At 71.8% G+C, this 14228-nt stretch carries 11 protein-coding genes; 4 read left to right on the top strand and 7 right to left on the bottom strand.

Annotated features, from left to right (window positions below):
- Positions 1 to 806, bottom strand: an 806-nt coding sequence (locus IO33_RS52735; RefSeq protein ID WP_031169832.1) for a helix-turn-helix transcriptional regulator, incomplete at its 3' end; no start/stop codon positions are given.
- A gap of 190 nt (positions 807 to 996) precedes the next feature.
- Between IO33_RS52735 and IO33_RS0127755 the strand changes: the two genes are divergently transcribed.
- The 3 genes from IO33_RS0127755 to IO33_RS0127745 all read left to right on the top strand — a co-directional run bounded on the left by IO33_RS0127755 (position 997) and on the right by IO33_RS0127745 (position 3795).
- On the top strand, positions 997 to 1698 hold the full coding sequence (locus IO33_RS0127755) for an Rv1352/Rv1906c domain-containing protein (RefSeq protein ID WP_031169830.1): 702 nt from the start codon (positions 997 to 999) through the stop codon (positions 1696 to 1698).
- A 124-nt stretch (positions 1699 to 1822) separates the two neighbouring features.
- A complete protein-coding gene (locus tag IO33_RS0127750; RefSeq protein WP_031169829.1) occupies positions 1823 to 2527 on the top strand; it encodes a hypothetical protein in 705 nt (234 codons plus the stop codon).
- A 143-nt stretch (positions 2528 to 2670) separates the two neighbouring features.
- Positions 2671 to 3795, top strand: coding sequence for a hypothetical protein (locus IO33_RS0127745; protein ID WP_051926991.1), 1125 nt, complete (start codon positions 2671 to 2673; stop codon positions 3793 to 3795).
- Between the two features lie 19 nt (positions 3796 to 3814).
- Here the strand turns inward: IO33_RS0127745 and IO33_RS0127740 are convergent, their stop codons facing one another.
- Both IO33_RS0127740 and IO33_RS0127735 read right to left on the bottom strand, forming a co-directional pair.
- On the bottom strand, positions 3815 to 4558 hold the full coding sequence (locus IO33_RS0127740) for an N-acetyltransferase (RefSeq protein ID WP_031169827.1): 744 nt from the start codon (positions 4556 to 4558) through the stop codon (positions 3815 to 3817).
- A gap of 98 nt (positions 4559 to 4656) precedes the next feature.
- The gene (locus IO33_RS0127735; RefSeq protein WP_031169825.1) at positions 4657 to 5376 is read right to left on the bottom strand and encodes an HNH endonuclease family protein; all 720 of its coding nucleotides are present in this window, start codon (positions 5374 to 5376) and stop codon (positions 4657 to 4659) included.
- 273 nt (positions 5377 to 5649) lie between these two features.
- Here IO33_RS0127735 and IO33_RS0127730 point away from each other — a divergent pair, with 273 nt between their 5' ends.
- On the top strand, positions 5650 to 6411 hold the full coding sequence (locus IO33_RS0127730) for an SDR family NAD(P)-dependent oxidoreductase (protein ID WP_031169823.1): 762 nt from the start codon (positions 5650 to 5652) through the stop codon (positions 6409 to 6411).
- Positions 6412 to 6421: 10 nt separating this feature from the next.
- Here the strand turns inward: IO33_RS0127730 and IO33_RS0127725 are convergent, their stop codons facing one another.
- From IO33_RS0127725 to IO33_RS0127710, 4 genes are all read right to left on the bottom strand, one after another.
- Complete coding sequence (locus IO33_RS0127725) at positions 6422 to 6781, bottom strand: MerR family transcriptional regulator (RefSeq protein WP_031169820.1); 360 nt, start codon at positions 6779 to 6781, stop codon at positions 6422 to 6424.
- 28 nt (positions 6782 to 6809) lie between these two features.
- Positions 6810 to 10340 carry a transcription-repair coupling factor gene (gene mfd, locus IO33_RS0127720; protein ID WP_031169817.1) on the bottom strand — a complete coding sequence of 1177 codons (3531 nt, stop codon included), beginning with the start codon at positions 10338 to 10340 and terminating at the stop codon, positions 6810 to 6812.
- A 294-nt stretch (positions 10341 to 10634) separates the two neighbouring features.
- Positions 10635 to 13217, bottom strand: a complete 2583-nt coding sequence (locus IO33_RS0127715) for an ABC transporter permease (RefSeq protein ID WP_031169815.1) — start codon at positions 13215 to 13217, stop codon at positions 10635 to 10637.
- Entirely contained in the window at positions 13214 to 14002 is a 789-nt protein-coding gene (locus tag IO33_RS0127710; RefSeq protein WP_031169813.1) for an ABC transporter ATP-binding protein, read from the bottom strand. Before IO33_RS0127710 ends, IO33_RS0127715 begins: the two co-directional genes overlap by 4 nt.
- Positions 14003 to 14228 lie beyond the last annotated feature (226 nt).

The raw sequence follows: 14228 nt of genomic DNA, 5'->3' as shown, positions 1-14228 counted from the left end.
GGGCCAGGGGTGTCGGCGCCTGGGGTGGCGGGGGCAGTGGTGGCGGGGCCTGGGGTGCCCAGGGTGGCGGGGCCTGGAGTGGCTGGGGCGGCGGCGCCCGGGGTGTCCGAGGCTGCGGGGCCTGGGGTGCCGTGAACGGCGGAGGTGGCGTGAACAGCTGACGGGGCGTTCACAGGCTGCTGCTGCGGTGCGGGGTTCACATCGGGGGACCTAAGAGCCGCGTTCGCAGCGCGCGCCGGGGAGTCTGCGTTCACACCCCGCGTCCCGGGATCCGTGTTCACACCCTGTGTGGTGGGTGCGGTCTTCACCCCCTCCACGTCGCCGGACATGTTCACAGCCGCAGCCGCGGCCGCATCCACAACCAGAGCCGCGTCCGTACCTCGGCCCGCGTGAACCCCGCGGCCCGGCACTCCGCCGAATCGCGGCGTCAGTACCTGTTCGAGCGCGCCGGGCAGCATCGCGGCCAGGCGCGCGTCGGAGCCGGCGCTCGCGTCGAGCCACACGGTGGGGCGCTCGTGGATCAGCAGCAGCGCGCACCCCGCGTGCACCAGGGCGGTCAGGGGCCCCTCGGGGTGTCCGACGAGCTGCTGCCAGACGCGTTCGCGCAGCGGGACCTCGGCGAGTTTGCCCTGCTTGCGCAGCCAGGCCTCGACCTCGGCGAGCGCGAAGGACGGGCTGGTCTCGGTGCCGCCGACCGGCTTGGGGAAGTCGGCGTGCCGTCGGCGCCAGTTGCTCACGGCGGCCCGGCCCACTCCGGCGAGCCGGGCGATACCGGCCGCGGTCACCTCGGTCGCGTTGTCCTGCACCGGCCCCACTCCCCTCGTCCCGTGTGTGCGCCGAGCATACCGGCGCACACAAGATCCATGCATTCACGCTCGTGTACTCGACCAGCCTTGTGAATCGTGTTGACTCGGTTCACAGCCTCTGCTCTTATTGACCCAGCGAACGGGCGGCCAACCACAGGGGGCGGCCGCCGCTTTGGGGAGGGGATTCGCCATGGGCAAGAAGGCCAAGGTCGCGCTCGGCGCCGTCGTGGGGGTCGTCGTCATCGGTGTCGTGTCCGCGAACGCCGGCAGCGGCGGCAAGGACGGCGGCTCGGGCGGCAGCGGCAAGGGCTCTTCCGCCTCCGCCGAGCACACGCCCGGCGGCGCCAAGGGCAAGAAAGACCCGGGGGACGCGGGGGCGGCCGGGAAGAAGAAGGCCGCCCTCGCCGGCGATGGCGACTACCAGGTCGGCTCGGACGTGAAGCCGGGCACGTACCGCACGACCGGCAACACCGACGACATGTGCTACTGGGAGCGCGCCAAGGACGCCAAGGGCGAGACGGACTCGGTGTTGGCCAACGACAACGTCACCGGCACGAGCTACGTGACCGTCAAGGCGACCGACAAGATCTTCAAGTCCACCGGCTGCAAGGACTGGGAGGCCGTCGACCCCAAGGCGAAGGGCACGCCCGCCTCCTCGATGGACGGCGACGGCGGGATGTTCAAGGTCGGCACGGACATCGCGCCGGGCACGTACAAGTCGACCGGCAACAAGGACGACTCCTGCTACTGGGAGCGCACCAAGGACGCCGAGCAGGGGACGAACTCGATCATCGCCAACGACAACGTGACCGGCACGGCCGTCGTGACCATCAGCCCGTCCGACGCGTACTTCAAGACAAACGGCTGCGGCAACTGGAAGAAGGCCGCCTGAGCCGGCCCCCTGCCGGACCTCAGCCAAACCTCAGCCGGACCTCAGCCGGATCTGAGCCGTCCGTAAGCTTCCCCCGCCCCCCACCACCGCTCACCTGTTCCACCCACCCTCGATAAGGACTGTCATGCGTTTCTCCCCCCGTGTCGCCACGCTGCTCGCCGTCGCGGCGCTTCCGCTGGCCCTCACCGCCTGCTCCTCCGGTTCCTCCGTCGACGGCGGGAGCGCGAACGCCAAGCCGGCCAAGGCGAAGGACCTGAACGCCGGGCTGCCCACCGGTACGCGGCTGAAGAAGGCGCTGGCGCCCGCGTCGGCCTTCCCGGCCGGGCTCACCATCGAGGCGGACGGCAGCTCGGACAGCGGCGGCGAGTTCCTCTCGCCGTCCGCCAGGAGCACCGCGAAGCCGGACTGCACCAGGCTGGAGGGCACGTCCTGGATCCAGGTGAGCGGCTTCAAGGGGGGTGTGTCGTTCGCGCAGAACGACTACGCGAACCACGACAAGACCCAGGAGGTGGCCCAGGAGATCGACGCGTTCCAGGGCACCACCGCGGCCACGGTGATGAAGGAGCTGCGGACCGTCGCCGGGGAGTGCGCCACGTTCACGGACACCGACGCGCACGCCAAGGTGAAGCTCACGGGCAAGTCCACGACCGGGCTCGGTGACGAGGCCTACACGATGACGCTGACAAGCGGCGCCTGGGAGAACGGCACCACGCTGATCGCGGCCCGTTCGGGCGGCTCCGTGGTCACCGTGCTGTCCACGGCGGGCGGTGACAACGGCGCCGCGGCCGCGAAGAAGGTGACGACGACGGCCCTGGCGGCGCTGAAGTAGGAGGCAGGAGGCGCTGTCGTAGGCGGCGCCGGCGTCGCGGGCACTGGGCGGCCGGGCCTGAACACCGGCCGCCCACCCCCCACGCCGCCCCCGACAGCCTCTTCGGTCGCCTCCTCAGGCGGCCCGACTCGGAAAGACCCGGTATGAACGTCCTGATCGACATAGCCGGTGCCGGCGCCCTCGCCTACGCGGCCGTCACCATCCCGCGCAACGCCCGCAAGGCGCGCACGCTGCGGGCCGAGGCGAAGGCGAAGACACCGGTCAACATCGACCCCGCCCGGTACGGGCTGGTGCCCGCCGCGCAGCTCGACACCCGCAGCGCGGGCCCCGATCCGGAGGCCGACGCGGTCACGGCAGCCGCGCTCGCCGGTGACTGGCGGCGGGCCGCCGCCTACCTGGCCGGGGCGGGCCACGACGGGGACCTGCGCTGGTACCGGCTCGGCATCCTCGCGAACGCCGCCGCCGAGGACGACACCTGGCTCAAGGCGTGGAGAGCCGAGTACCCCGACGACCCGTCCGCCGCGCTCGTGCACGCCGACGCGCTCGTCGTGCTCGCGGGCAAGGTCCGCGGTGCGAAGGGGGCGAAGCAGACCACGGCGGAGCAGTTCGAGGGCTTCCACCGGCTGCTGGCGCAGGCGCTGCCCGCCTGCCAGGAGGCCGCGCGGATGGCGCCCGACGACCCCTGCCCCTGGATCGCCCAGATCACCATCGCCCTCGGGCTCGGCTGGTCGCACGACGCGTTCCGGGCGCTGTGGGCCGAGGTCACCGCGCGCGACCCGTATCACTTCGGTGCCCATGTCAGCGCCCTGCAGTACTGGTGCGCCAAGTGGCGCGGCTCGCACGAGCTGATGTACGCGTTCGCCGAGCAGGCCGCCGCCTCGGCCCCGCGGGGCAGCCTGCTGCCCGCACTGCGTCTGTACGCGCTGCTGGAGCACGGGACCCGGGAGCTCCACGAGCCGGTGTACGACCAGCCGTTCGTGCAGGCGGCCGTGGACGCCACCCTGGACGCCGTGGACCAGGTGCCGGCCGGGCACCACCGGCTGCCGACGGTGCGGCACCTGTTGGCGGACACCCTGTTCCTGACCAAGCGGTACGCGGAGGCCGTCGAGCAGTTCCGAGCGGTCGGCGGACACATCGGCAGCGTGCCGTGGACGTACTCCGGCAACCCGGTCAAGGCCTTCGTCCACGCCCGTACCAACACCTTCGTCTTCTGGGAGAAGGCGGGCTGTCCCGCCCCCGCGCCCCGCGTCCGGGCCGGCCGGCGCTGACGCGCCGGGGCCGAGGCGGCTACAGCGGGTGCCGCATCCACACGTTGGGCTCGACGTAGACGGCGTACCCGCGCTCCGGTTCGCAGCGGACCGGGACCAGCGCGCCGGGCACCTCGACGTCCTCGGCGGTGTCGAACGGCAGCCCCGTCCAGCGGCGCCACTCCTCCAGCGAGGCGCCCACGGTCATGGAGGCCGGTGCGATGGAGTCGATGTGTGCGCCGGCGCGCGCGTGGACGCGCAGCCAGGGATCCTCGGGCAGGCCGTCGGGGCGGACCCGGTGGGCGTACTCGGTAATCGGGGTGTGCGGTTCGCGGTGCTTGGCGCTGGGGCGGACGGGGGCGACGACCTCGCAAAAGCCGCGGGCTCGGGCACGGTCGCGCATCGCCGAGAGCATGACGGCGGACAGCCCGTGGCCCTGGGCGTGCGGGGCGATCGTGATGGAGACGGCGCTCACCGTGTCCGGGCTTGTGCCGTGGCTCAGGTCGGCGAAGGCCCAGAGCAGGGTCTGGTCCCAGCCGCGCGCGGGCAGGGTGCGCCGGCCGTCGGTGTGGAGGGCGAAGGGCACGCTGAAGCCATGGGCGACGATCTCGCCGTGCTCGTCCTCGGCGAACAGCGCGTACTCCGGCAGTTCGCCTGCGATACGACGGAAGTAGGCGGTGCCCACGGGGTCGTTGGTCACGAACTCGGGCCATGTGTCGGCCATCTCGAACAACGCCGGCAGCCGGTCGGGCTGCTCGGCGATGCTGCTCACCTTGACGTCCATGGCGCTCACGGTAGGCGGCCGAGCCTGCTCCGCGGAAACGGATTTGCTGGTCAGCGCCGCGCGCGGCAGGGGCTGCCGACCTCTCGGCCGGCCGCGGCTCACCGTGCCCGGAAACGGTCCGGTGCCTTGGTGGGGTTGCCGCCCGTGGGGAGTTTGCGGTCGGGGCAGCCGGTGAGGACCTTCTTCATGGCGGCCTTCTCGGCGGCGGTGACCCACAGCCCGTACTTCTTCTTCACCGCGACCTGGGCGGCCACATAGGTGCAGCGGTACCGCGCGTTGGGCGGGAGCCAGGTGGCCGCGTCGCCGTCGCCCTTGCCGCGGTTGGCGCTCGCGTCGACGGCGATGAGGTTGAGCGGGTCGTTGGCCAGCGCTATGCGCTTGCTCGCGTCCCAGTACTTGGCGCCCTTCTGCCAGGCGTCGGAGAGGGCGACGACATGGTCGATGTCGACCAGGCTGCGCCCGCGCCGGTAGGTGATGTCCTTGCCGGAGTAGGGGTCGGGTTCCAGCAGCCCGTAGGTGACCTTGCAGGCGCCGCCGGTGAGCTTCACGTCCTTCAGGTCGCGTTTGAGTATGTCGTCGCGGGTGTCGCAGGAGTTGGAGTCGGTGTCCGCCCAGGCGGTGCCGAACCGGGCCCGGGAGTACCCGGTCTTCGGGGCGCGTCCCTTGACGGTCAGTGAGTCGACGGCGGCGAGGACCGCTCCCCCGCCCCGCGTCCCCCCGGGGCCGGATGACCCGTTGGTCTGCTCGCTCTTGCAGCCGGTCACGGCGACCGTCATGACGACCACCGCGGTAACCGCCCCGCCCCTCAGACGCGTCACGGTACGTCCCCCTTGCTCACCCTTGTCCGCCCTGGTGGGCGGGCGGATCGTTCCTGTGCCCACGGTAACGGACCGCTGTCTTCCGTCAGAGGGGACCAAAAGGAGTCATCCGGGGTAATCCGGGCCGGAGTTGGGGCATGTGCGGGGCTCGGTGGGGGAGTCCGAGGAGCTCGGCCGTGCGCCCGCTCACACCGTGCGCGGCGGCTTCCCCGCGGCGGCGGCCGGCAGACCCGCTTGACCCTGACACTGGCGTCAGGGTCCGAGGATCCCGGCATGAGCGAAGACACCCTCATCCAGAGCCCCCGTATCGTCGTCGTCACCGGTGCCGGTACCGGTATCGGCCGGGCCACCGCGCGGGCGTTCGCCGCCGAGGGCGCACGGGTCGTCGCGGTCGGCCGCCGGGCGGCGCCGCTGGCCGAGACGGCCGACGGCCACCCCGGGATCACACCGCTGCCCGCCGACATCACCGCGGAGGACGGCCCGCGGACCGTCGTCCGTGCCGCTCTTGAGCGGTACGGCCGCCTCGACGTCCTGGTCAACAACGCGGCCGTCGTCAACACCCAGTCCCTGCGGACGTACACGCGCGCGGCCGTGGAGCCGCAGCTCGGCACGAACCTCCTCGCGCCCGTCCTGCTCACCCAGGCCGCGCTCGGGGCGCTGGAGGAGAGCCGGGGCGTGGTGGTGAACGTGACGACGTCGGTGGGCCAGCGGGGCTGGCCGGGCAACTCCCTCTACGCGGCGGGCAAGGCGGCCCTGGAGGTGCTGACCCGCGGCTGGGCGGTCGAACTGGCGCCGCACGGCATCCGGGTCGTCGCCGTGGCCCCGGGCGCGATCGACACACCGATCGCCGACCACTCCGGCTACACCGCCGAGCAGCGCGCCGCCATCCGCCGGTGGCAGCTCGACCACACCCCCCTCGGCCGGGTCGGCCGTCCCGAGGAGGTCGCCTGGGCGATCACCCAGCTGGCCTCCCCGCAGGCGTCGTTCGTGACGGGCGTGGTGCTGCCCGTGGACGGCGGGGCGGTCGTCGCCTGACGCCGAGCCCTCAGGCAGCCCCGTCCCCCGCCTCCCGCAGCACCGCCGCCAGCCGGTCCCGGACCGCCGTCTGGGCCGCGATCCGCGCGTCCAGCACAGCCAGCCGGCCCCGGACGACACGGAGGGCCACGGCGGAGGCGGGGCCGGCGGTGATGTCGCCGTCCAGGCAGGGCAGGAACACCCGTACGTCGTCCAGGACGAGGCCCGCCTCCAGCAGGTGCCGGATGTTGCGGACGCGCACGGCGGTACCGGCGTCGTACTCGCGGTAGCCGTTGGCGGCGCGTTCGGAGGTGATCAGGCCCTGCTGCTCGTAGTGGCGCAGGGCGCGCGGTGTCGCCCCGGTCGCCGCCGCCAGTTCACCGATCCGCACGCGCGCCCCCTCTTTCGCACCGGACTGTCTACGACCCCAGGACCGAGGTGAGGAACTCCCCGACCCAGCCGAGCAGTTCCCGGCCGACCAGCGGCTTGCCGCCGACCTTCGCGGTCTTGGGGCGCGGGACCAGCACCTGGTGCACGGCCGGCTTGATGACCGTGCCCGGGTAGAGGCGCTTGACCCGCAGTTCCTGCGACTCGCGCAACTCCACCGGCGCGAAGCGGATGTTGGTGCCCTGCAGGACGATCTCGCCGACGCCGCACGCGCGCGAGAGCATCCGCAGCCCGGCCACCAGCAGCAGGTTCTCCACCGGTTCGGGCAGCTTGCCGTAGCGGTCGGTGAGTTCCTCGCGGACGGCCTTGACGTCCTCCTCGGTGTTGGCGGAGGCGATGGCCCGGTAGGCCTGCAGGCGCAGCCGCTCGCCGGGGGCGTAGTCGTGCGGGACGTGCGCGTCGACGGGCAGCTCGATCTTGACCTCCAGCGGCGGCTCCTCCTCCACGCCGCCCTCCAGGGAGGCGCGGTAGTCGGCGACGGCCTCGCCGACCATGCGGACGTACAGGTCGAAGCCGACGCCCGCGATGTGGCCGGACTGCTCGCCGCCGAGCAGGTTTCCGGCGCCGCGGATCTCCAGGTCCTTCATCGCCACGTACATGCCGGCGCCCATCTCGGTGTGCTGGGCGATGGTCGCCAGGCGTTCGTGGGCGGTCTCGGTCAGCGGCTTCTCCGGCGGGTAGAGGAAGTAGGCGTAGCCGCGCTCGCGGCCTCGGCCGACCCGGCCGCGCAGCTGGTGCAGCTGGGAGAGGCCGAAGTTGTCGCCGCGCTCCACGATCAGCGTGTTGGCGTTGGAGATGTCGATGCCGGACTCGACGATCGTGGTCGACACCAGCACGTCGAACTTCTTCTCCCAGAAGTCGACGACGACCTGCTCCAGCGCGGACTCCGACATCTGGCCGTGGGCCGTGGCGATGCGCGCCTCGGGGACGATCTCGCGCAGCCTCGCCGCCGCGCGGTCGATGGACTCGACCCGGTTGTGGATGTAGAAGACCTGGCCCTCGCGCAGCAGTTCACGGCGGATGGCGGCGCCGATCTGCTTCTCCTCGTAGGGCCCGACGAAGGTGAGCACCGGGTGGCGCTCCTCCGGAGGGGTGGTGATCGTGGACATCTCGCGGATGCCGGTGACCGCCATCTCCAGGGTGCGCGGGATCGGGGTCGCGGACATGGTCAGCACGTCCACGTTCGCCCGGAGCTTCTTCAGCTGCTCCTTGTGCTCGACGCCGAAGCGCTGCTCCTCGTCGACGATGACGAGGCCGAGGTCCTTGAACTTCGTCTCGGAGGAGAACAGGCGGTGGGTGCCGATGACGACGTCCACCGCGCCGTCCTTCAGTCCCTCCAGGACGGCCTTGGCCTCGGTGTCGGTCTGGAAGCGGGACAGCGCCCGCACGTTCACCGGGAACTGCGCGTACCGCTCGGAGAACGTCCCGAAGTGCTGCTGCACCAGCAGCGTCGTCGGGACGAGGACGGCGACCTGCTTGCCGTCCTGTACGGCCTTGAAGGCGGCCCGCACCGCGATCTCGGTCTTGCCGTAGCCGACGTCGCCGCAGACCAGGCGGTCCATGGGGACCGACTTCTCCATGTCCTCCTTGACCTCGGCGATGGTGGTGAGCTGGTCGGGGGTCTCCGCGTAGGGGAACGCGTCCTCCAGCTCGCGCTGCCAGGGCGTGTCCGGGCCGAAGGTGTGGCCGGGGGCGGCCATGCGCGCGCTGTAGAGCTTGATCAGGTCGGCGGCGATCTCCTTGACCGCCTTCTTGGCGCGGGCCTTGGTCTTCGTCCAGTCGGCGCCGCCGAGCCGGTGCAGGGTGGGGGCCTCGCCGCCGACGTACTTGGTGATCTGCTCCAGCTGGTCGGTCGGGATGTAGAGGCGGTCGCCGGGCTGGCCGCGCTTGGCGGGCGCGTATTCCACGACCAGGTACTCGCGGGTGGCGCCCTGGACGGTGCGCTGGACCATCTCGATGTAGCGGCCGACGCCGTGCTGTTCGTGGACGATGTAGTCGCCCGGCTCCAGGGTGAGCGGGTCGATGGTCTTGCGGCGGCGGGCCGGCATCCGGGCGCCCTCGCGGCCGGTGGCGCGCTGGCCGGACAGGTCCGTCTCGGTGAGCACGGCGAGTTTCAGCGCCGGGTCCACCAGGCCGTACTCGATCGAGCCGCAGGAGACGTGGACGACGGAGGGGCTGAGTTCGCCGAGGTCGGCGTCCATGCGGGCGGCGATGCCCTCGTTGCCGAGCACCTCCACCGTGCGGGCGGCGGGGCCGTGGCCCTCGGTGACGTACACCGCGCGCCAGCCGTCGGCGAGCCAGCCCTTGGTGTCGGCGAGGGCCCGCGCGGTGTCGCCGCGGTAGGTCTCGGGGGCGTGCATGCCGAGCTTGAGGGTGTCGGCGTCGAGTTGTTCGTCCGCGGCGAAGGGCGAGACGGACCACCACATCATGTCCAGCTCGCGGGCGCGGTCGCGGACGTCGGCGATGGACCACAGGGAGGCGGCGCCGACGTCGATGGGGGCCTCGCCGCCGCCGGCGGTGGCCGCCCAGGAGGCCTGCAGGAACTCCTGGCTGGTCGCGACGAGGTCGGCCGCGCGCGTGCGGACCCGCTCCGGGTCGCAGACCACGGCCATCGCGCCCTTGGGGAGGACGTCGAGGAGCAGCTCCATGTCGTCCACCAGGACGGGGGCCAGGGATTCCATGCCCTCGACGGCGATGCCTTCGGCGATCTTGTTCAGGAGTTCGCCCAGCTCCGGGTGTTCCTCGGCGAGGGCACGCGCGCGGGCGCGGACGTCGTCGGTGAGCAGCAGTTCGCGGCACGGCGGTGCCCACAGGCCGTGCTCGGCGACTTCGAGGGAGCGCTGGTCGGCGACCTTGAAGTAGCGGATCTCCTCGACGTCGTCGCCCCAGAACTCGATGCGCAGGGGGTGTTCCTCGGTGGGCGGGAACACGTCCAGGATGCCGCCGCGCACGGCGAACTCGCCGCGCTTCTCGACCAGCTCCACGCGCGCGTAGGCGGCGGCCGCCAGGGCGTCCACCACGTCGTTCAGGTCGGCGGTGCGGCCGGTCCTCAGGGACACCGGCTCCAGGTCGCCGAGGCCCTTGACCTGCGGCTGCAGCACGGAGCGCACGGGCGAGACGACGACGGAGACGGGGCCGGTCTCGGGGTCGTCGGGGCTGGGGTGGGCGAGGCGGCGCAGGACGGCGAGGCGGCGGCCGACGGTGTCGCTGCGCGGGCTGAGCCGCTCGTGCGGGAGGGTCTCCCAGGAGGGATAGTCCACGACTCCCTGCGGGGGGAGGAGGGAACGCAGCGCCGCCGCCAGGTCCTCGGCCTCGCGGCCCGTCGCCGTGACCGCGAGCACCGGGCGGCCGGTCTCGCGGGCGAGGGCGGCGATGGCGAAGGGGCGGGCGGCCGGGGGGCCGACGAGGTCGACGTGCATGCGGTTGCCGTCCGCGGCCGCGGTGATCGCTTCCGCGAGGGCGGGGTCCTTGACGACGGCGTCGAGCAGACCGTGCAGGCTCATGGAGGGGGCTTTCCGTCCAGGGGTGGGTCCAGAGGTGGGCAACGCGAGCAGCCCGGTGCGGTGAGCGGCCGGGGCTGTCCAGCCTACGACTCCGCCGTGGGTGGCGTCGGAGCCTGTGGACAACCCCGTGTTCTCGGTGCCTGGTTCTGCGGCCGGTCTCCCGGGGCGCCGCCCTCTGGACCTCCGCCTGTGGACAGCCGCAGAACCCGGTGCCGGGAAGTCCTCAGGACTTCCCGGCACCGGGTTCTCCCCCGCAACCCCCGTGTGCGGTGGTCGTCGGTCCGGCCGGTGCGGCTAGTCCGTCGCGATCGCGTTCAGGACGTTCATGCGGCCCGCCCGGAACGCCGGGATCAGCGCGGCGAACAGGCCCACGAAGGCCGAGGCGACGAAGACGGTGCTGATCGTCGGCCAGGGGATGTCCAGGACCTTCAGGCCCTCCAGGGCGAGGAGCTTCTGGGCGGTCGCGCCCCAGCCCATGCCGAGGCCCAGGCCGAGCAGGGCGCCGAAGACGGCGATCACCACGGACTCCAGGCGGATCATGCGGCGCAGCTGGCGGCGGGAGAGACCGATGGCCCGCATGAGGCCGATCTCCCGGGTCCGCTCGACCACCGACAGGGCCAGGGTGTTCACGACACCCAGGACCGCGACGATGATCGCGAGGGCGAGCAGGCCGTAGATCATGTTCAGCAGTTGGCCGATCTGGTCCTTGAGGGCCTTCTTGTAGTCGGTCTGGTCGCGCACGGTCAGGGCCGGGTTGTCGTGCAGGGCCGACTTCAGCGCCTTGTAGGCGGCTGCCTGCTGCCCGTCCTTGGCCGTGGCGAAGAGCATCTCGTCCAGCGGCATCCTGTGAGCGGGGAGGTACTTCGCCATCGTCCGGACGGACGTGTACCTGGCGCCGGCGTCGATGAGACCGTCGCTGCTGGTGATCGCCCGGACGGTCAGGTGGGCCGTGGAGCCCTCCGCGAACGCCACGGTGATCCTGGAACCGAGCCGGATGCCGTGTTCCCCGGCGAACTTCTCGGGTACCGACATCGAGTCGGGCCGGAAGGCGTCCTTCAGCTCGCCGGCGACCGTCTTGGTCCGCACGTCGCTCGCGTAGGTCGGGTCGGTGGCCATGATCGTGTTCTTCTTGAGGGCGGTGCCGTCCGGCAGGGTGAAGTCCGCCTCGGTCCACTTGTACTCGGTGACCCGCTTCAGGCCCGCCGTCTCCTTGACGGCCCTGGCCGCCTGCGGGTCGATGAATCCGCCCTGGTTGTCGCTCTGGATGATGAAGTCCGCGCCGACGGTCCGGTCGAGCTCGTCGGTGGCCGAGGCGACCATGGAGGAGCCGACCACCGACAGACAGGCCACCAGGGCGAGGCCGATCATCAGGGCGGCACCGGTGGCGCCGGTGCGGCGCGGGTTGCGCAGCGCGTTGCGCTCGGCCATGCGGCCCACGGGGCCGAAGATCCGCAGGATGACCGCGCCGAGGATCCGGACCAGGCCGCCGGCCAGCAGCGGGCCGATGACGATGAAGCCGATCAGGGTGGCCACCACGCCGAGGCCCAGCCAGCCCGAGCCGGCCTTGGCCTTGTCGGCGGTGGCGGCGACGTACAGGCTCCAGCCGCCGGCGGCGGTCAGGAGCAGGCCGATGACGGCGCGGACGGCGCCGGCCTTGGCGTCGGCCGGGGCTCCCGCGTCGCGCAGGGCGGCCATCGGGGAGACCTTGCCGGCGCGCCGGGCGGGCAGGTAGGCGGCCAGGACGGTGACGACGACGCCGAGGAGCAGGCCGAGGGCGGGGGTCGTCCAGGCGACGGTCAGGTCGTCGGTGGACAGGTGCATGCCCATCGTGCCCATGAGCTTCATCAGGCCGACCGCGATGCCGATGCCCGCGCCGACACCGAGCACGGAGCCGATCACGCCGAGCAGCAGCGCCTCGATCAGCACCGACCGGTTGACCTGCTTGCGGGAGGAGCCGATGGCGCGCATCAGGCCGATCTCGCGGGTGCGCTGGGCGACCAGCATGGAGAAGGTGTTGATGATCAGGAAGACGCCGACGAGCAAGGCGATCCCGGCGAAGCCGAGCAGCGCGTACTTCATGACGTTCAGGAAGCCCTCGACGCTCTTCTGGTTGGCGGCGGCGACCTCCTTGGCGGTCCGCACCTGGTAGCCGTGGCCGAGGGCCGCGGTCACGTTCTTCTTCAGCTGGGCGTCGGTCACGCCCTTGGCGGCGGTGACGTTGACGTCGGTGTAGACGCCGGTCTGTCCGACCAGGGTCCGCTGGGCGGTCCTCGTGTCCAGGTAGAAGATCGCCGCGCCGGGGTTGGTGACCTTGAAGGCGGCGATGCCGGACACGCGCGCGTGGTGCGTACCCACGACCGAGATCATGCCGATGTCGTCGCCGAGCTTGAGGTGGTGCTTGTCGGCGGTGTCCTCGTCGACCATGACCTGGTCCGGGCCCTTGGGCGCCGTACCGGTGGTGATCTTCATGGTGCGGGCGTCGTTGCCGTTCCAGCTGCCGACGATGGTGGGCGCGCCGCTGCTGGGCGAGAGCTTGTCCTTCTTGGCGTCGACGACGGTCACCGAGGTGGAGAACACCGTCCCCTCGGCCGCCTTCACCCCCTGTGCCCCGCGGACCTCGCCGAGCACGGAGGCCGGTATGACCGGCGGCTTGCCGGTGCGGGAGGTCGTCTGACCGGTGTCCGAGGAACCCTTCGCGCTGACCGTCACGTCCGAGGCCGTGGCCTGGAACAGTTTGTCGAAGGTGGTGTTCATCGTGTCGGTGAACACCAGCGTGCCGCACACGAACGCCACCGACAGCAGGACCGCGACCGCCGACAGCGCCATACGGCCCTTGTGCGCGAAGAAGTTGCGCATCGAGGTCTTCAGGACGGTCATGACGTACGCCCCCGGGCGTCGAAGTCCTTCATGCGGTCCAGGACCTGGTCGGCCGTCGGCTGGTACATCTCGTCGACGATCCGGCCGTCGGCGAGGTAGAGCACACGGTCGGCGTAGGAGGCGGCGACGGGGTCGTGGGTGACCATGACGATGGTCTGGCCGAGCTCGTCCACCGAACGGCGCAGGAAGCCCAGCACCTCGGCGCCCGCGCGGGAGTCGAGGTTGCCGGTCGGCTCGTCCCCGAAGATGATCTCCGGGCGGGCGGCGAGGGCGCGGGCCACGGCGACGCGCTGCTGCTGGCCGCCGGAGAGCTGGGTCGGGCGGTGCTTGAGGCGCCCGGCGAGCCCGACGGTCTCCACCACGCGGTCCAGCCAGACGCGGTCCGGCTTGCGCCCCGCGATGTCCATGGGCAGCGTGATGTTCTCGATCGCGTTCAGCGTCGGCAGCAGGTTGAACGCCTGGAAGATGAAGCCGATCCGGTCCCGGCGCAGCTGGGTGAGCTTCTTGTCCTTCAGCCCGGTGATCTCGGTCTCGTCCAGGTAGATCTGGCCGCCGGTGACGGTGTCGAGCCCGGCGAGGCAGTGCATCAGCGTGGACTTGCCGGACCCCGAGGGGCCCATGATCGCGGTGAACTGGCCGCGTGCGATGTCCACGTCGACGTGATCGAGGGCGACGACACGGGTCTCGCCGGACCCGTACGCCTTCACGACCTGCCGCGCCCGCGCGGCAACGGCCGTACGCCCTCCAGTGCCCCCGTGCCTGGGAATGGTCACAGCCGATGTCACGGTATGTCTCCTATGTCGGTCAGCAAGTCGGTGCGGTGCAAGTCGGTGCGGTGCGCCGGCGAAGCCCCGGTGTGCCGGGGTGTCGTTCTGGGTACGCCGTCGAGTCTCGCGGTCGGCGGGGCCGCCGCGCTCTGGTGCGGAGCCCCCTCTTTCCCGGGGGAAAACCCCACCCCGCCGGTGTGGTCGGCCGCCCCCCAGCGGCGTAAAGCCAGGTTAAGGAGCGCGC

Origin of the sequence: Streptomyces durhamensis (genome assembly GCF_000725475.1) — a bacterium.
GTDB lineage: Bacteria > Actinomycetota > Actinomycetes > Streptomycetales > Streptomycetaceae > Streptomyces > Streptomyces filipinensis.
Note: the sequence above shows the minus strand (reverse complement) of the source record. Positions and strands in the feature narration are given on the sequence as shown.